The sequence below is a fragment of the Streptomyces sp. NBC_01428 genome (genome assembly GCF_036231965.1).
In the GTDB taxonomy this organism is placed as follows: Bacteria; Actinomycetota; Actinomycetes; order Streptomycetales; family Streptomycetaceae; genus Streptomyces.
In genome coordinates, this window is the sequence record NZ_CP109499.1 from 56,371 (window position 1) to 78,002 (window position 21,632).

9 protein-coding genes and 1 pseudogene are annotated in these 21,632 nt (G+C 73.0%); 2 read left to right on the forward strand and 8 right to left on the reverse strand.

Going from position 1 to position 21,632, the window contains the following annotated elements; genetic code table 11:
• Positions 1 to 18: 18 nt before the first annotated feature.
• Genes OG406_RS00185 through OG406_RS00200 form a run of 4 tightly spaced genes read right to left on the reverse strand, consistent with a single transcriptional unit; the run spans position 19 to position 5,532 of the window.
• On the reverse strand, positions 19 to 3,171 hold the full coding sequence (locus tag OG406_RS00185) for a type I polyketide synthase (protein WP_329183061.1): 3,153 nt from the start codon (positions 3,169 to 3,171) through the stop codon (positions 19 to 21).
• A gap of 53 nt (positions 3,172 to 3,224) precedes the next feature.
• The gene (locus OG406_RS00190) at positions 3,225 to 3,974 is read right to left on the reverse strand and encodes a thioesterase II family protein (protein ID WP_266621092.1); all 750 of its coding nucleotides are present in this window, start codon (positions 3,972 to 3,974) and stop codon (positions 3,225 to 3,227) included.
• Positions 3,971 to 5,221, reverse strand: coding sequence for a cytochrome P450 (locus tag OG406_RS00195; RefSeq protein WP_329183063.1), 1,251 nt, complete (start codon positions 5,219 to 5,221; stop codon positions 3,971 to 3,973). The genes OG406_RS00190 and OG406_RS00195 overlap by 4 nt, the downstream gene beginning before the upstream one ends.
• Positions 5,218 to 5,532, reverse strand: coding sequence for a phosphopantetheine-binding protein (locus OG406_RS00200; protein WP_164370958.1), 315 nt, complete (start codon positions 5,530 to 5,532; stop codon positions 5,218 to 5,220). Before OG406_RS00200 ends, OG406_RS00195 begins: the two co-directional genes overlap by 4 nt.
• Before the next feature lie 434 nt (positions 5,533 to 5,966).
• Here OG406_RS00200 and OG406_RS00205 point away from each other — a divergent pair, with 434 nt between their 5' ends.
• Positions 5,967 to 7,484, forward strand: coding sequence for an FAD-dependent monooxygenase (locus tag OG406_RS00205; RefSeq protein WP_329183066.1), 1,518 nt, complete (start codon positions 5,967 to 5,969; stop codon positions 7,482 to 7,484).
• A gap of 304 nt (positions 7,485 to 7,788) precedes the next feature.
• Here the strand turns inward: OG406_RS00205 and OG406_RS00210 are convergent, their stop codons facing one another.
• Together OG406_RS00210 and OG406_RS00215 are read right to left on the reverse strand one after the other, a co-directional pair.
• Complete coding sequence (locus tag OG406_RS00210; protein WP_329183067.1) at positions 7,789 to 8,535, reverse strand: thioesterase II family protein; 747 nt, start codon at positions 8,533 to 8,535, stop codon at positions 7,789 to 7,791.
• 70 nt (positions 8,536 to 8,605) lie between these two features.
• Positions 8,606 to 12,496, reverse strand: coding sequence for a non-ribosomal peptide synthetase (locus OG406_RS00215; RefSeq protein ID WP_329183069.1), 3,891 nt, complete (start codon positions 12,494 to 12,496; stop codon positions 8,606 to 8,608).
• 152 nt (positions 12,497 to 12,648) lie between these two features.
• Between OG406_RS00215 and OG406_RS00220 the strand changes: the two genes are divergently transcribed.
• Entirely contained in the window at positions 12,649 to 13,842 is a 1,194-nt protein-coding gene (locus OG406_RS00220) for an RNA-guided endonuclease InsQ/TnpB family protein (RefSeq protein WP_329183071.1), read from the forward strand.
• 36 nt (positions 13,843 to 13,878) lie between these two features.
• Here the strand turns inward: OG406_RS00220 and OG406_RS00225 are convergent, their stop codons facing one another.
• Together OG406_RS00225 and OG406_RS00230 are read right to left on the reverse strand one after the other, a co-directional pair.
• Positions 13,879 to 20,325 (reverse strand): amino acid adenylation domain-containing protein, encoded by a 6,447-nt coding sequence (locus OG406_RS00225; RefSeq protein WP_443067034.1) that lies wholly within the window; start codon positions 20,323 to 20,325, stop codon positions 13,879 to 13,881.
• A gap of 74 nt (positions 20,326 to 20,399) precedes the next feature.
• A pseudogene (locus tag OG406_RS00230) lies at positions 20,400 to 21,632 on the reverse strand (condensation domain-containing protein); the annotation flags it as partial.

The window sequence follows — 21,632 nt, forward strand, 5'->3', positions numbered from 1 at the left end:
CCAATACGAACGGTGTTGCTACACGTATCCGCGCTCGATCAGCGCGTACAGATCGTCGTCACTGCCGCTCTGCGGCCCGCCCGGCACGTCCGGCACATCCGGGGCCTGCCGCGTCTCCTCGGCCGCCGGCGGCTGCGTGTCCGGCCGCGGGGCGGCGGGCGTCTGCGGCTGCAGCAGGGTGAAGAGGTGGCGGGCGAGCGCGTGCGCGGTGGGGTAGGTGAACGCGACGGTGGCCGGCAGGCGCAGGCCCGCCGCCGCGGCGAGCCGGCCGCGCAGGCCCACCGCCATCGCGGAGTCGAAGCCCAGCGCCTTGAAGGTGTCCTCGGGGCGGGCCGCGATGTCGGCGCCCGTGATGCCCGCGTCCTTGACGCCCAGCAGGGCCGCCGTCTCGGCGCACACCAGGGCCAGTACCGCCGCCTGCGAGGTGAGGTCCGCGGTCCTGGTGCCCGGGGCGGGTGCGGCGGCCGCCGGGATGCCGGGGCCGTCCGGGCCGTCGGGGGCGGTCAGCCAGTACCGGCGGCGCTGGAAGGGGTAGGAGGGCAGGGGGACGGTGCGCGGGCGGTGTCCGGCGAACGCGGGCGTCCAGTTCACCGGCACACCCCGCACGTGGAGTTGGGCCAGGGAGGCCAGCACCGTTGCGGCGCTGCCGTCGCGGCGGTGCAGGGTGCTCGCCAGCAGCGGCGGGGCCACCAGCGTGTCCGCGGCCTCCTCCATCGCCACCTGGAGCACGGGGTGCGGGCTGACCTCGACGAACACCGCGCCGGGTTCGCGCATCAGGGTGTCGACGACGTCGGCGAAGCGGACCTGCGAGCGCAGGTTGTCGTACCAGTAGGAGCCGTCCAGGGTGCGGGTGTCCAGGGCGGTCGCGGTGACCGTGGAGTGGAAGGTGACCGCCGCCTCCCGCGGTGCGATGCCCGCGGTGTCGGCGAGGAGGTGTTCCCGGATGCGTTCGACGTGGTGGGAGTGGGAGGCGTAGTCGACCTTGACCCGTCGCACCCGGACCCCGTCGGCGGCGGCCTCGGCGGCGAACTGGTCGAGTGCCTCGTCGTCCCCGGAGATCACCACGGACGCGGGCCCGTTGACGGCGGCCGTCGACAGCCGGCCCGGCCAGTGCTCCAGCCGTTCCTGGACCCAGGCCCGGGGGGCGGCGACCGCGCTCATCCCGCCGAGTCCGGCCAGTGCCTTCAGCGCCTGGCTGCGCAGGGCGACGACGCGTGCCGCGTCGTCCAGTGTGAGGGCGCCCGAGACGCAGGCCGCGGCGATCTCGCCCTGGGAGTGCCCGATCACGGCGTCGGGGACCACACCGAGGGAGCGCCACAGTTCGGCCAGCGACACCATCATCGCGAACAGGGCCGGCTGGACGACGTCCACCCGCTCCAGCGGGGCGGCCGACGGCGCGCCGGTCACGACGTCCACCAGCGACCAGTCCACGAACGGCTCAAGAGCCTTGGCGCAGGCGTCGATCGAGCGGGCGAAGACCTGTGACTGCGTGTAGAGCTGTCTGCCCATGGCGGGCCACTGGGATCCCTGGCCGGGGAAGACGAAGACGACCGGGCCCCTCGCGCCGCTCGCCGTGCCGCGGACCGTGCGGGCCGCGGCGGCGCCGGCGGCGAGCAGGGCCAGGCCCTCCAGTGCTTCCTGGCGGCTCTCGCCCAGGACCACGGCGCGGTGCTCGAACCGTGCCCGGGTGGCGAGCAGCGAGTGGCCCACGTCGGCGGCGCTGAGCGAGGGGTCGGCGGCCACGTGGTCGCGCAGGCGGGCCGCCTGTTCGGCGAGGGCCTGCGGCGTGCGGGCGGACAGCACCCACGGGAGTGTCCCCAAGCCGCCCGCCGGGCTCATGTCCTCCTCGTTGGCGGGGAGTTGGGGTGCGGGGGCCGGGGTGGGGGCCTGTTCGAGGATGACGTGGGCGTTGGTGCCGCCCATGCCGAACGCGGACACGCCGGCGCGGCGCGGCCGGCCGGGTGTGCCGGGCCAGGGCCGGGGGGCCGAGAGGACCTCGAAGTCGTCGAGGAAGTCGGGGATGGCGGGGTTGGGGGTGCGGAAGTTGAGGCTGGCCACCAGGTGGCCGCGCTCCACGCACAGTGCCGTCTTGACCAGGCCGGTGATGCCCGCGGCCGGCTCCAGGTGTCCGACGTTGGTCTTCACCGAGCCGACGACCAGGGGGCGGCTGCGGCCGCTGTGTTCGGACACCGCGCGCAGGCCGGCGATCTCGGCCGGGTCGCCGAGCCGGGTGCCGGTGCCGTGGGCCTCGACGTAGTCCACGCTGTCGAAGTCGATGTCCGCGCGCCGCAGGGCGGCGCGGATGGCGGCGGCCTGTCCTTCGGGGCTGGGGTCGGGCATCCGGGTCGAGGCTCCGCCGCTGCTCACGCCCCAGCCGCGGACCACGGCGTGGACGGGGTCGCCGTCGGCGACGGCGAGGTCGAGGCGTTTGAGGACGACGAACGCGCCGCCCTCGCCGCGGGCGAAGCCGCCGGCGCGTTCGTCGAAGGTGAAGCAGCGTCCCTCGGGTGACAGGGCGCCCAGGTTCGCCAGGCCGAGTCCCGCCTGCGGGTCGACGATCAGGTGCACGCCGCCGGCGATCGCCATGTCGACGGCGCCGGCGGCGATCCGGTCGCATGCCAGGGCCAGCGACACCAGGGAGGAGGACTGGCCGGAGTCCGCGCACACGCTCAGGCCGCGCACGTCGAACAGGGCGGAGATCCGGTTGGCGATCAGAGCACCGCTGGAGCCGAGCGCGGCGTAGTGGTCGTCACGGTCGGCGCCGGAGAGGGTGCGCAGCAGTTCGTAGCCGGAGGGTGCGCTGCCCACGACGACGTCGATGTCGCGGCCGGCGAGCGCGTGGGCGGGGATGCGGGCGTCCTCGACGGCCTCCCAGGCCAGTTCGAGTCCCAGCCGCTGGGCGGGGTCCATGGCCGCGGCCTCGGCCGCGCCGGTGGTGAAGAAGTCGGTGTCGAAGCCGTCGACGGCGTCGAAGAACGAGCCCGTGGTGAGGGTGTCGGCGTCCGGGTGGCCGGCAGGGAAGGGGCGGGCGTCGGCCGCCCGCTGCGGGGGGAACGTTCCCAGGGTCGACTCGCCCTCGGTCAGCAGGCGCCAGAAGGCGTCCAGGCCGTCGACGCCGGGGAAGCGGCACGACATCCCGATGACGGCGATGGCAGTGGCTGTGCCACTCATACGTATCCCTTCCGGTTGCCTCGGCGCACGGCCCGCGCCGGGCCGCGGCGCGTTCATCGTCCGCGGGCGAGTGTGGTGAGCAGGTCCTGCGGCGCGTCCATGAAGTCGTAGTGGCCGCCCTCGACGACCCGGATCTCGACCGAGTCGGCGTAGTGGCGCCAGCCCTGGAGGTCTTCGAGGCTGACGTCCTCGTCCTGGCTCCAGTGCAGGACGACGACGGGGCAGTCGACGCGGGCGGGTTCGGTGCGCCGGTAGGCGCCTGCGGCGGCGTGGTCGCGCAGCAGGACGAACATGCCCATGTCGATCATGTCGGGGCGGGGTTCGATGCCCCGGCCGCGCAGGAACGTCTCCAGTTCGGTGCGCAGTTCGTCGTCGGTCAGGGAGAGCATCCGGTCGCGGGCGGCCTCGTGGGGGGCGGGCTGGCCCGACACGAACAGGCACTGCGGGGTGGGCAGGCCGAGTTCGGCCAGCAGCAGGACGCTCTCGTAGGCGGGCAGGGCGCCCGCGCAGTGCCCGAAGAACGCGAACGGGGTGTCCAGCAGGGGGGTGAGGGCGTCGACGAGGGAGGCGGCGAGCTGCTCGTAGGTGCCGTAGTGGGGGTGGGCCAGGCGGTTCTCGCGGCCGGGGAACTGCACGGGGCAGACCTCGGCGTCGCCGACGGTGGCCGGCCAGGCGCTGAAGGCGGAGGCCCCGGAGCCGGAGAAGGGCAGGCAGAACAGGCGGGTGGCCGGCCCGCCGGGTACGGGGGGTGCGGGGGGCCGCACGAACCACGGTGAGGGGGCGGTGGCGGGGGCGGCGGTCATGGGGTGGGCCGTTTCTGGGCGGCGATGGGCAGGTGGGTCATGCCGGCGATGAAGTAGGAGCGCAGGTGTTCCGGTTCGCCGGCGAGGTCGAGGGAGGCGAACCGGTCGAGGAGTTCCTCGAAGAAGACGCGCAGGGTCAGGCGGGCCAGCGGTGCGCCGATGCAGAAGTGCGGGCCGAAGCCGAAGGCGACCTGGCGTTTGGCGTTGGGGCGGGTGATGTCGAAGGTGTGCGGGTCGGGGAACTGGGAGGCGTCCCGGTTGGCCGATCCGATCCAGGCGACGACCGCGGCGCCGGCGGGGATGATGCCGCCCGCTATGGGGACGTCGGTGACGGCGTAGCGCATGAAGTTGCAGGCGGCCGAGGTCCAGCGCAGCCCTTCCTCGACGAGGTTGGGGATCAGCGTCGGGTCGGCCTGGGCCTTGTCGAACTGTTCGGGCCGCTCGATGAGGGCCTGCACGGTGCCCGAGACGGTGTGCGGGGTCGTCACGTTGGCGCCCAGCAGGATGCTGTAGCCGTCGAGGGCGATCTCCTCGTCGCTCAGCGGTGCGCCGCCCGGGCGGACGCTCATCAGGTGGTGGAGCAGGCTGTCGTCCTGGTCGCCGGAGGCCCGGCGGCGTTTGACCCACTCGGTGACGTAGGTGACGAGTTCGTGGTGGGAGATGGCCAGGGTGGCGGCCTCGCTGCCCAGTTGGAAGTGCGGGTCCGAGGGGGCGGTGACCATCGCGGTCAGCTGGACGAGTTCGGCCCAGTCCTTGTCCGGGATGCCCAGCAGCGGTCCGGTGACGATCGCCGGGAGGAGCAGGGCGCGCTCGGCGAGGTCGAACACCTCGCCGTCCAGGGCCGGTTCGAGGAAGCGCACCACCGTCCGGCGGATGGAGTCCTCCCAGGAGCGGACGGCGCGGGCGGTGAGCTTGGAGCCCAGCGGCCTGCGGACCTCGGTGTGCCGGGGCGGGTCGGTGGAGGTCATCAGCACGCCGGCGGCGACGTCGTCCTGCCCGAGGTGGGTGGGGACGGTGCCGCGTTCGGAGGTGAACTCGCGGTGGTCGCCCAGGACACGGCACACGTCCTCGTAGCGGGTGACCGACCAGAACTCCCGTCCGTCGGGCAGCACCTGGTGGTGCAGGGGCGCCTTGGCGCGCATCAGGTCCCACACGGGGTGCGGGTCGCCGGACGTGTAGAGGTCCAGGTCGAACAGGTCGACGGCATCGAGGTCGATGTCGCGCGCGGGACCCGGCGTCAGTCTCATGTCCGGGCCCTTTCCCGCTCGATCAGTTCGGCGACGCGGGCCGGGGTCTGGGCCAGGTAGAAGTCGCGGACGGACAGCTGGACGCCGTAGTCCTGCGCCACCCGTTCGATGATCTTGATGCCGGTCAGTGAGTTGCCGCCGAGGGCGAAGAAGTCGTCGTCCCGCCCCACCTCGGGGCAGTTGAGGAGTTCCCCCCACAGCGCGGCGAGTTCGTCCACCAGCGGCACCGGGCCGCCCGAGGGCGCCTCCTGGCGTGGTGCGGTCTCGTCCTGTCCACCTCGCGGGTGGATCACCTGCGGCGCCGATTCCATGGCCGGTTCCTTCCTCCGCCGATCGAAAGTGCCCGCTCGCGTCCGGTGTTTACCTGTCGGGCCGTCACCGTCCGCGCGGCCACCGGGGTCGGGTGTGCTGTCCCGCCGGCGAGACACGTTCGCCGCATGGCCGACTGGAGTGTCACCCGCCGCCGGCCCCGCCCACACCGGGTCCGGCACCGCCCCGGTGGGGGCCGGCCGGTGGGGTTGAGGGTGGACGGGCCGGCCTGCACGCTGCCCGCCGCGCACCGTCCCCGGCCCCTTCCCCGCGCGGGATGCCGCGGGGCGGGGTGTCCCGCCGGCGGGACGGCGCAAGTGCGCCCTGCCGTGCCGCGTGCGGGCGCGGGACCGCGTTGACCGGCCGAGGGCGGGGGCGTGAACGTGAAGGCGACGCAACGACGTCGAAGGCCCAGCGGAATCGAAGGGGGAACGACGTGAGGGACACCGGCATGGACGCCGAGGTGGTGATCGCGGGTGCCGGGCCGACGGGCCTGATGCTCGCCTGCGAGCTGCGGCTGGCGGGCGTCGACGTGATGGTCCTCGAACGGCTCGCGGAGCGTACGGGCGAGTCACGGGCCGGCGGGATCCACTCGCGGACCCTGGAGGTGCTGGACCAGCGCGGTGTCCTGGACCGGTTCCTGGCGGCCGGTGAACTGCAGCCGGTGGGCCACTTCTCCGGCCTCTACCTGGACTTCGAGGAGTCGGAGTCCCGTCACCCCTATCCGCTGATGATCCTGCAGTCCACCATCGAGCGGCTGCTGGAGGAGTGGGCGGGCGAACTCGGCGTGCGGGTGCTGCGCTCCGCCGAGGTCGCCGGGATCCACCAGGACGGGAACGGCGTGAGCGTCCAGGTGGGTGCGGCCGGCCCCGGACAGCGGACGCTGCGCGCCCGCTACCTGGTGGGCTGCGACGGCGGACGCAGCACGGTGCGCAAAATGGCCGGCATCGGCTTCCCCGGCACCGAGGCGACGATGACGGCGCTGATCGGCGACGTCGAACTGCCCGGCCTGCCCGAGGACTACGTGTGGATCCGGCGCTGCGCGGGCGGCGACTTCTCGGCGATCGCCTTCGAGCCCGGCTGGTACCGGGTGATCACCTCCGAGTACGACCGGGTCGCCGACCGTGACGAGGCGCCCAGCTTCGAGCAGCTGCGGGACTCGCTGGTACGGCTCGCCGGCACCGACTACGGCATGCACAGCCCGCGCTGGATCTCCCGGTTCAACGACGCCGCCCGCCAGGCCGACCGCTACCGCCAGGGCCGGGTGCTGCTCGCCGGGGACGCCGCGCACATCCACTTCCCCGCCGGCGGCCAGGGTCTGAACATGGGCGTGCAGGACGCGGTCAACCTGGGGTGGAAGCTGGCCTCGGTGGTGCGCGGCCGGGCTCCGGAGAGCCTGCTGGACAGCTACCACGCCGAGCGTCATCCGGTCGCGGAGCGGGTGCTGAACAATACCCGGGCGCAGTCGGCGCTGGCCCGCCCCGGCCCGCAGTCGGACGCGCTGCGCGAGGTGTTCGGCTCGCTGATGGTCTTCGACGACGTCAACCGGCATCTGCGGCACATGCTCACCGCCCTGGACATCCGCTACCCGGCCGACGACGGGCACCTGCTGTCGGGCCGCCGGGTTCCCGACGCGGACCTCAAGACGGCGGGCGGCATCACCGGTGTCAGCGAACTGCTGCACGCGGGCCGGCCCGTGCTGCTCGATCTGGGCGCGGGCGCGGAGGTGACGGCGGCGGCCGCCGCCTGGGCCGATCGCGTCGACGTCGTCGAGGCGGTCAGCGAGGACGACCACTGGTTCGTGCCCGCCGCCGGTGAGATCCCCGCTCCCGCCGCCCTGCTGATCCGCCCCGACGGCCACGTCGCCTGGGCCACCACTGCGGGCGGCCCCGACCTCGCCGCCCTGCGCAGGGCGCTCACCACCTGGTTCGGGCCCGGCCTGCCGCCCTCCTGAGCGCCCCGCTCCCCCGTCGGGTGACGGCGGCCGTCACGACCCCGCTGAAGGGTCGTGACGGCCGCCGCCGTCGTCGTGCGCGGCCGGCGCGCCGGGGCGGGACCCGGCCCCGCCCCGGACCGACACTCCCCGCCCCCGGCCTCGCGGGCCTGCCGGCCTCCCCGGTCCCCCCGGCCCCGCGGGACTCCGGGTACGCAATCTCCCCTCCCCCCTTCACCTCCCCTCCCCTCCCCCGCTACCGACGACGCCCTCAACTGCCCTGTCTGGCAAGGGAGTTGAGGGCGTCACGGGGTACGGGGCGGGGCTAGTGGCCGTCCCGGGCGGACTGGGCGGACTGGGCGGTGATGGTGTCCAGGATGTCGCGGCCGTGGTCGACGAGGTACATGTGGTCGCCGGGGAACTCCGCGTAGGTGAAGCCGGCGGTGGTGGCGTCCTGCCACTGGCGGGCCTCGGCCGCGGTGACCAGCCCGTCCCAGGCGCCGCGCAGGGAGCAGACCGGCACCGCGAGGGGGGTGTCGGTGGAGGGGACGTAGTTCTCGTGCATCTCGCAGTCGGCCTGCAGGACCGGCAGGATCAGCTCCCGCATCTCCGGGTGGTCCAGGGCCTCGTGCCGAAAACCCGCGAACTCCTCGACGCGGGCGAGGAACTCCTCGTCGGGCAGGCCCGTCGCACGGCGTTCGCGCTGGGTCCAGGGGCCCGGTGAGCCGCTGACGACCAGGCGCTCGACGTGCACGCCGCGGTGGGTGAGCAGGTGGGCGAGTTCGTAGGCGAGGACCGCGCCCAGGCTGTGTCCGAACAGCACGGTGGAGGTGCCCTCGCCGAGGTCGGCGACGATGTCGTCGATGGAGCCCTTGGCCGCCTCGACGACGTTGCGGTACGGCGTGTCCAGGATCCGCCGCTCCCGGCCGGGCAGTTCGACCGAGGTGACGCGCCACCGGCCGGCGGACAGCTCCCGCCAGGGGTGGAAGAACGAGGGTCCTGCTCCCGCGAACGGCACGCACAGCAGCGTGGCCTGCTCCGGGTCTTCCTGCTGTGTCCGGGGTCCGCTCACCGCGGCCCACCCCCATCCGTTCGGTGTGATCGTGTGTCGGTCCGGTGCCGGGCACCGGGCGGCCGGCCGGTCATGCCAGCCGGTCGCGGGCGATCTCGAAGAACTCGGCGACCGGCGCCGGCATGTGCATCTCGTGGTGCGAGGCGTTCATGGTGTGCACGTCCAGGGCGCCCAGGACGTAGGGCCGCCACAGGTGGGCGTAGGAGGTGTCCTCCTGGGCCGCGTTGAAATACAGCACGTCGCCGCGGTAGGCGGGCGATTCGAAGTCCATCATCAGGGCGGCGTTGTTGGCGAGGACCTTCGCCATGGTGTCCAGGAAGCCCTGCCGGCCGCCCAGGCGGATGTACTGGCTGAAGTCGTCCTCGAGTTCGGCCCGGTAGTCGGCGGAGTCCTTGCCGGCGTGGACCTCGCGGAATCCGTGGCCGCCGGGCTGCGCGTCCAGGATCGCCACCAGGGCGACCTGGTGTCCGAGCCGGTCCAGGGCGTCGGCGACGGCCTGGACGACGGTGCCGCCGTAGGACCAGCCGATGAGGTTGTAGGGGCCCTCGGGCTGGGTGCGCAGGATCTGGGTGACGTAGTCGTCGATCATCTCCTTCGCACTGGAGGCGAGGGTGTCCGCGCCGTCGGAGCCGCGGGACTGCAGGGCGTAGGCGGGCCGGTCCTGCAGGTGCGTGACGAAGCTGTAGTAGGCCCAGCCCAGGCCGCCGCCGCCGTGGAAGAACCACACCGGCTTCTTCCCGGTGCCGGGGTCGCTGTTCAGGGGCAGTACGACCGCGAAGGAGTCGGCGTCGTCGGCGGGGACACCGCCGGCGAGCATCAGCGCGGCCAGTTCGGCGACCGTGGGGTACTTGATGATCGTCCTGATGGGGATGTCGATGCCGAACTCGCCGCGGACGCGGACGCTGAGGCGGGTGGCCAGCAGCGAGTGGCCGCCGAGCGCGAAGAACCCGTCGTCGACCCCGACCTGCTCCACGCCCAGCAGCTCGCCGAACAGGGCGCACAGCCGTTCCTCGTAGGAGTTGCGCGGTCCGCTGCCGGTCGCGGCGGCGGCCGTGTCCTCGGCGGGCAGGGCGCGCCGGTCGAGTTTGCCGTTGGAGGTGAGCGGGATGTGCTCCAGGGTGATCAGGGTGGCGGGGACCATGTAGTCGGGCAGGCGTTCGCGCAGGTGGGCGGTGAGCGCGGCGGTGTCCGGTGCGGTGCCGGGTTCGGGGACGACGTAGCCGATCAGGCGTTTGTCGCCGTCGCCGTTCTCGCGGACCAGGACGGCCGCCTCGGCGACGGCGGGGTGGCCGGCCAGGGCGTGTTCGATCTCGCCGAGCTCGATGCGGAAGCCGCGGATCTTCACCTGGGAGTCGGCGCGGCCGACGTACTCCAGCTGTCCGTGCCGGCTGAGGCGGACGAGGTCGCCGCTGCGGTACATGCGCTCGCCGGGCGCGCCGAAGGGGCAGGCGACGAAGCGGGAGGCGGTCAGGCCGGGGCGGCCGTGGTAGCCGCGGGCCAGGCCGTAGCCGGCGACGTACAGTTCGCCGGTCACGCCGGCGGGTACCGGCTTGAGGCCGGCGTCCAGGACGTGGGCGGCGAGGCCGGGGATCGCCGGGCCGATGACGCTGGCGCGGTAGCGGGCGGCGGCGTGCTCGTCGAGGTCGATGCGGGTGACGTGCACGGTGGTCTCGGTGATGCCGTACATGTTCACCAGGAGGGGCGCGTCGTCCGCGTGGCGTTCGTACCAGTCGCCGAGCCGGTTCAGGTCCAGGGCCTCGCCGCCGAACACCACGTAGCGCAGGGCCAGTTCGCGGCCCGGGTGCTGGGCGTCGGCCTGGATGAGCTGGTAGAAGGCGGAGGGGGTCTGGTTGAGGACGGTGACCTGTTCGCGGGCCAGGAGCTGCAGGAAGTCCTCCGGGGAGCGGGAGACGTCGTAGGGGACGACGACCAGGCGGCCGCCGTGCAGCAGCGGGCCCCACAGTTCCCACACGGAGAAGTCGAAGGCGTAGGAGTGGAAGAGGGTCCACACGTCGTCGGCGCCGAAGGCGAAGTCCTGGGCGGCGGTGAGGAGTCCGACGACGTTGCGGTGCGGGACGAGGACGCCCTTGGGGCGGCCGGTCGACCCGGAGGTGTAGATCACGTACGCGGGGTGGTCGGGGCGCAGCGGGCTGCGGCGTTCGGCGTCGGTGAGGTCACCGGCGTCGGCGGTTTCGGTGGGGGCGTCGGGTGTGTCGAGGTGCAGGCGCGGCAGGTGGGGGGCGAGGTCGCGGGCGGCGTGGGTGGTGCTGGTGGTGAGGAGGAGGACGGGGTCGGCGTCCTGGATCAGGTAGGCGATGCGGTCGGCCGGGGAGTCGGGGTCGATGGGCAGGTAGGCGCCGCCGGCCTTGAGGACGGCGAGGATCGCGACGACGAGGTCGGCGGAGCGTTCCAGGCAGATGCCGACCAGGGACTCGGGGCCCACGCCCCGGGTGACGAGGTGGCGGGCGAGGCGGTTGGCGCGGGCGTTGGCCTCGCCGTAGGTGAGGGTGGTGTCCTCGCAGACCACCGCGACGCTGTCGCCGTGCGCGGCCGCCTGGCGTTCGAAGAGGGCGGCCAGGGTGGTGTCCTCGATCGGGGCGCCCGCGGTGGTGGCGTCGGTGAGGCGCTGGTGTTCGCGGGCGTTGAGGACGTCGATGTCGCTGACGCGCAGGGAGGGGTCGGCGGCGAACTGTTCCAGGACGCGGGTGAGGCGGGCGGAGATCTCCTGGGCGGTCTCGCGGTCGAAGAGGTCGGTGGCGTACTGCAGGTCGCCGCGGAGTGCTCCGGCCTCGTCCGTGGTGAGGAAGAAGGTGAGGTCGACCATGGCGGTCTCGGGGATGGCCTGCTCGAAGCGGACGTCGAGGCCGTCGAGTTCGAAGCCGGGCTTCTCGTAGCTCTGCCAGGAGAAGATCACCTGGAAGAGCGGCTGGTAGGCGGCGGAGCGTTCGGGGTTGATGGCCTCGACGATCGCGTCGAAGGGCACGTCCTGGTGCTCGTAGGCGGCCAGCGCCTTGTCGCGTACCTGGGCCAGCAGGCTGGTGAAGGCGGGGTTGTCGGCCAGGTCGGCGCGCAGGACCTGGGTGTTGACGAAGCAGCCGATCAGGTCGGCCAGGGCTTCGTCGGTGCGGCCGGCGATCGGGGAGCCGATCGTCACGTCGTCGCCGCCGCCGAGTTTGCCGAGCAGGACGGCCAGGGCGGCCTGCAGGAGCATCGACATGCTGGTGCCGTGTTCCTTGGCGAGCCGGTGCAGGACGGTGGTCGTGGCGGTGTCGACGTGCAGGGGGACGGTGTCGCCGTGCGAGCCGGCCTCGGCGGGCCGGGGCCGGTCCAGCGGGAGGTTCAGCGGTTGCGGGACGCCGGCGAGTTCCTTGCGCCAGTACTCGACCTGGGCGGCGGCGAGGCTGCCCGCGTCCCTGGGGTCGCCCAGGACCTCGCGCTGCCACAGCGCGTAGTCCTTGTACTGCACGGGCAGCGGCTCCCAGTCGGGTGTGCCGCCCCGGGTGCGGGCGGTGTAGGCGGTGAACAGGTCGCGCATCATCGGGGCGCTGGAGCTGCCGTCGGAGGCGATGTGGTGGATGACCAGGACCAGGACGTGTTCGTTCGGGGAGCAGCGCAGGATGTCGGCGCGCCACGGGAGTTCGGCGGTCAGCTCGAAGCGGTGCGCGACGGCCTCGTCGATGAGGGCGGGCACGTCCGCGGGCGGCACGTCACGCACCCGGACCTGCTGTGCGGTGTCCGTCGCGGCGAGGAGCCGTGAGCAGGGTTCGCCGGCGTCGTCGAGGGCGTACAGGGTGCGCAGGATCTCGTGCCGTTCGGCCACGTCGCGCAGGGCGGCGGTGAGGGCGTCCTGGTCGAGGGGGCCGGTCAGCCGGAACGCCGCCGAGATGTTGTAGGTCGCCGCTCCGCCCTCCAGTTGGTGCAGGAGCCACATGCGGCGTTGGGCGTATGACAGCGGGATCATCGGAACTCCTCCATGGGCAGCCCGGCCATCAGACCGGGAAAAGAGCGGTCTCCTGCGGAGCAGGGTGTGGGCTGATGTGACGTCGAGGCGGAGTACAGCGCTCTGACCAGCGCGTCGGCTTTCCTACAAACGGTGGCGCTAGTTTGTGAGTTGTGACCACTGTCGTGAAGCGGGCGTTCAAGTACCGCTTCTGTCCCACTGATGCGCAGGCAGCCGAGCTGTCGCGCACGTTCGGGTGTGTGCGGAAGGTCTACAACCTGGCGCTGGCCGCGCGGACGCAGGCGTGGACGCGGCAGGAGCGGGTGAACTACAACCAGACCTCGGCGATGTTGACGGCCTGGAAGAGGACCGAGGAACTGGCCTACCTGAACGAGGTGTCGTCGGTTCCGCTGCAGCAGGCCCTGCGGCACCTGCAGGTGGCGTTCACCAACTTCTTCGCCCGCCGGGCGAAGTATCCGAGGTTCAAGTCCCGGAAGAGGTCGCGGAAGTCCGCCGAGTACACGACCAGCGCGTTCCGTTTCCGGGACGGCCGGCTGACGCTCGCGAAGATGCGTGAACCGCTGGACATCGTCTGGTCCAGGCCGCTGCCCGCCGGCGTGTCCCCTTCGACGGTGACGGTCTCCCAGGACTCGGCCGGACGCTGGTTCGTCTCGATGCTGTGCGACGATCCGTCCGTACAGCCCCTGCCCGCAACGGACACGGCCGTGGGTATCGATGTCGGCCTGAACCACCTGCTGACTCTGTCGACCGGCGAAAAGATCACCAATCCGAGGCACGAGCGCCGCGACCGCGCTGCCCTGGCCAGGGCACAGCGCCGACTGGCGAAGAAGGCCTCCGGTGGCGGCGCGAACCGGGCCAAAGCCCGCCGCAGAGTCGCGAAGATCCACGCCCGCATCACCGACCGCCGCCGTGACACCCTGCACAAGCTGACCACTCGACTCGTACGTGAGAACCAAACGCTCGTGATCGAGGACCTGACCGTACGCAACATGGTCAAAAACCGGAACCTGGCCCGAGCCATCTCGGACGCGGGATGGGCAGACTTCCGGAGCCTGCTGGAGTACAAAGCCCGGTGGTACGGGCGCGAGGTGATCGCCGTCGACCGGTGGTTCCCCTCCTCCAAACTGTGCTCCCGCTGCGGCACCCTCAAGAAGCAGATGCCGTTGCATGTCCGTACCTGGACCTGCGACTGCGGCGCGACCCACGACCGGGACGTGAACGCGGCGAAGAACCTGCTGGCCGCCGGACTGGCGGTGACAGCCTGTGGAGCTGGTGTAAGACCTCAACGGAGCACTCCGGGCGGGCAGTCGGCGACGAAGCAGGAAACCCCACGGCGCGAGCCATAGGAATCCCCCTCTTCTATGAGGGGGAGAAGTCAACGTTCACTCCTTTGCGAACATCTGGCGCAGGCTGGGGCGGCGGGGGGCGGCCGATTCCTGGGACCATGTGGCGAGTTCGGCCACGGTGGGCAGGTCGAAGATCGTGCGGATGGGTATTTCGATGCCCATGTCCGCGCGGGCGCGGGCGATGAGGCGGGTGGCGAGCAGGGAGTGTCCGCCGCGTTCGAAGAAGCCGTCGTCGATGCCGACCCGGTCCAGGCCGAGGACTTCGGCGAACAGGGCGGCCAGGGTTTCCTCGCGGGGGGTGCGCGGGGCGCGGTAGGGGGCGCCGGTGTACTCGGGTTCGGGCAGGGCGGCCCGGTCGAGTTTGCCGTTGGGCATCAGCGGCAGCCGCTCCAGCAGGACGACGGCGGAGGGCACCATGTAGTCGGGCAGGTGCTCGGCGGCGAAGCGGCGGATCTCCTGGGCGGTGGTCTCCCGGGCGGGTACGGCGTAGCCGATCAGGCGGGTGGCGGTGCCGGTGCCGCGGGTGATGACGGCGGCCTGGGCGAGGTGCGGGTGGGTGGTGAGGACGGCCTCGATCTCGCCGGGTTCGACGCGGAAGCCGCGCACCTTGACCTGGGCGTCGGAGCGGCCCGCGTACTCCAGCAGGCCCTCGGCGGTGAAGCGGGCGAGGTCGCCGGTGCGGTACATGCGGGCGCCGGGCGCGCCGTGGGGGTCGGGGACGAAGCGGGCGGCGGTCAGGGCGGGGCGGTCGTGGTAGCCGCGGCCGATGGCCCCGCCGACGTACAGTTCGCCGACCGCGCCGGGCGGGACCGGGGTGAGGCCGGGGCCCAGGACGTAGGCGCGCATGTTGGCGAGCGGGGTGCCCAGCGGGATGCTGCCGCCCGCCCCGGTGTCCTGGGGGGTGTCGGTGGCGGTGTGGGTGGTGGCGTAGAACGTCTCGCTCTGGCCGTAGGCGTTGAGGACGCGTATGCCGGGGAAGGCCTGGCGGGTGCGGTCGACGAGGGTGGTGGGCAGGGCTTCGCCGGCGAAGACGACGCTGTCCACCTGGGTGCGGCCGCTGATCCGGTCGAGGAGTTCGGCGAAGGCGGAGGGCACGGTGGAGATGACGCTGCCGCTCCAGTGCTCGCGCTCGGCCAGGACCAGGACGTCGCGGACCAGTTCGACGGTGCCGCCGGTGGCGAGAGTGGTGAAGATCTCGAACGCCGAGACGTCGAAGTTGACCGATGCTCCCGCGAGGAGCCGCTTGCCCGGTCCGAGGCCCAGCCGGTCGGCGAGGTGCAGTACGCCGTTGACGACGCCCGCGTGGGTGATGGCGACGCCCTTGGGCCGGCCGGTGGAGCCGGAGGTGTACATCACGTACGCCAACTGCTGAGTGTGCACGGCCTGTCGGGGTGCGGTGGCGGGCGGGTCGGGCAGGTCGAGGGTGTCGATCAGGACGGTGGGGGCCTCGTGGTCGGGCAGGAGGGCGGAGGTGGCGGTGTCGGTGAGGACGAGGGCGGGCCGGGCGTCGCTGAGGATGGCGGCGAGGCGCTGTCCGGGGTACTTGGGGTCGAGCGGCAGGTAGGCGCCGCCCGCCTTGAGGACGGCGATCAGGGCGATGACCAGGTCCGCGGTGCGGGGCAGCGACAGTGCGACGAGTGACTCCGCTCCCACGCCGTGCTCGGCCAGGTGGTGGGCGAGGCGGTCGGCCCGGCGGTTCAGTTCCTGGTAGGTGAGCGTGGTGTCGTCGGCGACGAGGGCACTCTGGTGGGGGGTGCGGGCCGCCTGCTGTTCGATCAGCGCACTGATGGTGGTGTCGGGGGTGGGGGCGGCGGTGTCGTTGAAGTCGAGAAGGAGCCGCTCGCGTTCGCCGTCGGTGAGGGTGTCGAGGCGGGCGGCGGGCAGGTCGGGGTTGTCCGCGAGCCGGGCCAGGACGCGCACCAGGCGGGCCGCGTAGTCCTCGACGGTGTCGCGGTCGAAGACGGAGCGCGCGTACTGCAGGGTGAGCGCGAGGCGGGGTTCGACCAGTGCCGTCAGGGTGAGCGGGTAGTTGGTGCCGGTGGCGTGGCGCAGGCCGGTGACGGTGAGGCCGCCGGTGGCGTCGCCGGCTGCTTGCAGGCCCTTCTGGTCGACGGGGTAGGACTCGAAGACGACGAGGGTGTCGAAGAGGGCGGGCAGGCCGGTGGGCTGCTGGATGTCGGTGAGGCCCACGTGGTGGTGGTCGGACAGGGCCGCCTGGCGGCTCTGCAGGCCGCTCAGGAGGCCGGCGAGGGTCTCGCCGGGGGCGGGCGCGACGCGGACCGGCAGGGTGTTGATGAACATGCCGACGATCGACTCGACGCCGGTGACCTGGGCCGGGCGGCCCGAGACGGTGGCGCCGAACACCACGTCCCGGCGTCCGGTGAGTTGGCCGATGAGCAGCGCCCAGGCGCCTTGGAGCAGGGTGTTGGCGGTGACGCCCAGGCGGGTGGCGCAGCGGCCCAGTTCGCTCGCCAGCTCGGGCGGGAGGGGGACGTCGACCTCGTCGAGGCCTTCGTCTCCCGTGTCGCCGGCGCCGGGGGCCAGCAGGGTGGGTTCGCTCAGGCCGTCGAGTTCGGCGGCCCAGGCGCGTGCCGAGTCCTGTTCGTCCCTGCGGGCGCGCCAGGTCAGGAAGTCGCCGAAGTCGCGGGGGGCGGGCAGGGCGGCCGCGTCGCCGTCGGACGCGTACAGGAGCAGGAGGTCCTGCAGGAGCAGGGGGGTGGACCAGCCGTCGAAGAGGGCGTGGTGGGCGGTCAGTACCAGTTCGGTGCGGCCGGGTTCCAGGTGGACGAGGGCGATCCGCAGCAGGGGCGGGGTGGTGATGTCGAAGGGGGCGGCCCGGTCCTGGCGGAGGAAGTCCTCGAACGCCGCGGTGCGTTCGGGCAGGGGGTGGGCGGTGAGGTCGAGGTGCTGCCAGGGAAGGGGCACCGTCGTGGGGATCACCTGGAGGGGTTCGCCGTCGGCGCGGTCGAGGAACGCGGCGCGCAGGCCCCTGTGGCGGTCCAGGAGGGCTTGTGCGGCCCGGCGCATGCGCCGGGGGTCGACGGTGCCGCTGAGGTGGAACACCAGTTGCATGCGGTAGGCGTCGAAGGTGGACGTCGCGGCGAGCAGGGTGTGGAAGAGCATTCCGGACTGGGCGGGGGTCACCGGCCACACCTGGTCCAGGGGGCCCAGGCGCTGCTCCCAGGTGTCGATCTGGGGCTGGGACACCTCGGCCAGGGGCACGTCGCTGGGGGTGAGGCCGCCGGCGCCGTCGGTGGTGGTGTGGTGGGCCAGGGCGGTCAGGGCCTTGACCCACAGGTCGGCGAGTTCGGCGACCTGCGGGCGGGTCAGGACGCCGGTGGCGAAGCCGAAGTAGGCGCTCAGTTCGTCGCCTTCGTCGGTGGGTGCGGCGACCGCGTTGATCTCCAGGGCGGACAGGACGGGCATGTCCGGGTCGTCGGCGGCGATCAGGTCCTGGTGGCCGGTGTCGGGGGTGAAGCCGGCGCCCCGCAGGTGTTCGGGCAGGTCGGCGGTGGAGGCGCGGCCCAGGTAGTTGAAGCCGATCTGCGGCTGGGGCAGGGCGGCGAGCACGGGGGCGGTGCGGGGGTTGAGGTGGCGCAGCAGGCCGTGGCCCAGGCCGTTGTCGGGGACTGCCCGCAGGTGTTCCTTGACGGCCTTGAGTGCTGCTCCGGCGGCGGGGCCGCCGGCGAAGGCGTCCGCGAGGTCGAGGCCCGCGAGGTCCAGGCGGACCGGGTACATGGCGGTGAACCAGCCGATGGTGGCGGTCAGGTCGGCGCCGGGGACGAGGTGTTCCTCGCGGCCGTGGCCCTCCAGGCGGACCAGTGTCGCGGGGGCGGGGGTGTCGTGGCGGGCGCGCCAGCGGGCGAGGGCGAGGGCGAGGCCGGTGAGCAGGGCGTCGTCGGCGCCGCCGCGGTACAGGGCGGGCAGGGTGGTCAGCAGGGTGTGGGTGGTGTCGGCGGGGATGCGGACGCGGACGGTGTCGGTGGTGGCGGCGGTGTCCTGGGCGGGGTCGGTGCGGCGGCTTCCCAGGGGTGGTTCGCCGTCGCGGAGGATCTCCTGCCAGTGGGGCAGTTCCGCTTCCCGCTGGGGGGTGTTGGCCGTCTCGGCCAGGGCGTGGGCCCAGCGGCGCAGGGAGGTGGAGGCGGGGGCGGGTGGGGGTTCGAGGCCGTCGCGGACGTGCTGCCAGGCGTCGGCCAGGTCGGGCAGCAGGATCCGCCAGGACACGCCGTCGACGACGAGGTGGTGCAGTACGAGGAGGAGCCGGCCGGGTCCGGTGTCGTCGGTGAGGTGGACGAACTGGGCCATCACGCCGGTGTCGGGGTCCAGTCGGGAGGCGGCGGCGTCGAGTTCGCCCTGCACGGTTGCCGGGTCGTAGGGCCTGCGGTGGAGCAGGGTGGCGGCGTCGACGGTGCCGGGGGGCTCCATGCGCAGGCCGGGCTGGAGGCGGACGAGGCGGGAGCGCAGCACGTCGTGCCGGTCCAGGAGGGTTTGCAGGGTGGCGGTGAGCTGTGCGGGGGTGATGCCGTCGGGCAGGGTCAGCAGGGCGGACATGGAGAACCGGCCGGTGCCCGCGCCGAGGGCCAGGACGTGGGCGGCGGTCGGGGTCAGCGGGGCCCAGCCGACGCCGGCGCCGGGCAGTTCGGCCAGGACCGGTTGCTGCTCGGCGCCGCGGGCCTCGGTCAGTTCGGCGAGCCGGGCGATGGTGCGGTGCTCGAAGATGTCGCGGGTGCTGATCCGCACGCCGCGTGCCGTGGCCCGGGCGACGACCTGGATGGAGCGGATGCTGTCGCCGCCGCTGGTGAAGAAGTCGTCGTCGATGCCGACCCGGGAGGCGGCCAGGACGTCGGCGTACACCTCGGCCAGGATCTGTTCGGTGGCCGTGCGCGGCGGGCGGTGTCCGGCGCTGGTGAACACCGGGGCGGGCAGCGCGGCCCGGTCGATTTTGCCGCTCGCGGTCAGCGGGAGGCGTTCCAGGGTGAGGAGGGCGGCGGGCACCATGTAGTCGGGCAGGTGCCGGGCGGCGAAGCGCCGCACGTCGCTCTCGTCGATGCCGGCCGGCGCGGCGGCCTCCTCGGCGGTGGCCGGGGGCGCCAGGTGGGCGACCAGGCGGGGTCCTGCGGCGGGGTCCTGGTGGACGGTGACGACGGCCTGGCCGACGGCGGGGTGGCGGGCCAGGACGGTCTCGATCTCGGTGGGTTCGATGCGGATGCCGTTGACCTTGACCTGGGTGTCGGCGCGTCCCGCGTAGACGAGGTGGCCGTCCGTGTCCCAGCGGGCCAGGTCGCCGGTGCGGTACATGCGTTCGCCGGGCGCGCCGAAGGGGTCGGGCAGGAAGCGCTGGGCGGTCGCGGCCGGGTTGTCGTGGTAGCCGCGGGCGAGGATTCCGGCGACGTGGAGTTCGCCGATCACGCCGGGCGGGACGGGGGTGAGGTCGGGGCCCAGGACGTGGGTGCGCAGGTTGGCCAGGGGCCTGCCGATGGGCAGCGCCCCGGTGGGGGCGGGCCCGGCCGGCAGGGTGTGGGTGGTGGCGTAGAAGCTTTCGGTCTGTCCGTAGGCGTTGACGATGCGTACGCCGGGCAGCACGGTGCGGGCCTTGTCCACCAGGTCGGCCGTCAGGGCCTCGCCGGCGAGGATCAGGGTGTCCACGGTCAGGCGCAGGCTGCCGGGATGCTGGGTGATGTGGTCCAGGAGGGCGGAGAACACGGCGGGTACGGCGCTGATGGTGGTGCCCGACCAGGCGTCGCGTTCGGCGAGTTCGAGGACGTCGCGGACGATCTCGACGCTCGCTCCGGTGGTGAGGGCGGTGAAGATCTCGAACACGGAGACGTCGAAGTTCACCGAGGTCGCGGCGAGCATCCGCTCCCCCGGTCCGGCGTGGACGGTGCGGCGCAGGTCCGTGATGCCGTTGACGACGCCGGCGTGGGTGACGGCGACGCCCTTGGGGGTGCCGGTCGAGCCGGAGGTGAACATCACGTAGGCGAGGTCGTCCGGCCGTACCCGCACCGCGGGCAGGTGGGGGGCGGGGCCCGTGAGATCGAGGTCGTCGAGGTGCAGGAGGGGCGCCGCGTCCGCGTCGAGGCCCGCTTGGGGGGCGGTGGCGCGGTCGGTGAGCAGCAGGGCGGGCCGGGCGGTGGTGAGCAGGAGGCGGGTGCGGGCGGCCGGGTGCCGGGGGTCGACGGGCAGGTAGGCGGCGCCGGCCTTGAGGACGGCCAGGAGGGCGACGACGAGGTCGGCGGTGCGGGGCAGGGCGACGGCGACCAGCACGTCGGGGCCGGCCCCGTGGGCGCGCAGGTGGGCGGCGAGGCGGCCGGCGCGCTCGTCGAGCTGCCGGTAGGTCAGGGTGGTGGCGGCGTGGATGACGGCGGGGGCGTCGGGGGTGCGGGTGCTCTGCGCGGCGAGGAGTTCGGGCAGCGTCGTGGCGGCGTGGGGGGTGGCGGTGTCGTTGCGGCGGGCCTGGTCCTCGCGTTCGGCGTCGGTGCGCACGTCGAGGGCGGTGAGGGGGCGTCGGGGGCGGTGACCACGTGGCGCAGGACGCGTACGAAGCGGTCGGCGATGGCGGCGGCCGTGCTCTGGTCGAAGAGTTCGCCGGCGTACTCCAGGCGTCCGTAGGCGCCGCCGTCGGCGTCGGGGACGATGTTGAAGAACAGGTCGAACTTCGCGGAGCGGGTGTCGGCGGCGAGCGGGGTGGCGTTCAGGCCCGGCAGGTGGATCTGCGGCCACACGAACTGCCAGGCCAGCATGGTCTGGAACAGCGGCTGGTAGGAGGTGGCGCGGTCCTGGCCGAGGAGTTCCACCAGGCGTTCGAAGGGCAGGTCCTGGTTGTCGTAGGCGGCGAGTGCCTTCTCCCGTACCTGTTCGAGGAGGTCGGCGAAGGTGGGGGCGGTGGCGAGGTCGGCGCGCAGGACCCAGGTGTTGACGAAGAAGCCGATGAGGTCGTCGAGCTGTTCGTCGGCGCGGCCCTCGATGGGGCTGCCGATCGTCACGTCGTGGCCGCCGCCGAGTTTGTGCAGGAGCAGGGCGAGGGCGGCCTGGGCGGCCATGGGGGCGGTGGCGCCGTGGTCGGCGGCCAGTTTCCCGATGCCGGTGAGGAGTTCGGGTTCCAGGGTGAAGGAGACGTGGCCGCCGTGGTGGCCGGGCAGGGTGGGGCGGGGCCGGTCCAGCGGTAGCTGGACCGGCTGCGGCACGCCGTCGAGTTCGGTGCGCCAGTAGTCGATCTGTGCGGCGGCGACCGACTCGGGGTCGTCCTCGTCGCCCAGGAGCTGGCGCTGCCACAGGGTGTAGTCCTTGTACTGGACGGGCAGCGGCGTCCAGTGCGGGGGCCGGCCCTGGCGGCGGGCGGTGTAGGCGGTGACCAGGTCGGTGAGGAAGGGGGCCATGGAGGCGCCGTCGACGGCGATGTGGTGGAAGACGAACGCGACGACGTGTTCCTGCGGGGCGAGCCGGAAGACGGTGGTGCGCAGCGGGAGTTGCGACTCCAGGTGGAAGCCGGCGCGCAGGACCGTGTCCAGGGCGGCGTCCAGTTCGCCGGGGGTGGTGTCGGTGACGGTGAAGGGCAGGACGGCTTCGTCGGGGGGCAGGATCTGCTGGCCCGGTGTGCCGTCGGCGTCCTCCACGATCAGGGTGCGCAGGGTTTCGTGGCGGGTGGCGACGTCGGTGACGGCGGCGGCCAGTGCGGCGGTGTCGAGGGGGCCCTCCAGGCGGAGCGCGAAGGGGATGTTGTAGGTCGCGGAGGGGCCCTCCAGGCGGTGGAGGAACCACAGCCGGCGTTGGGCGAACGACAGCGGGATCAT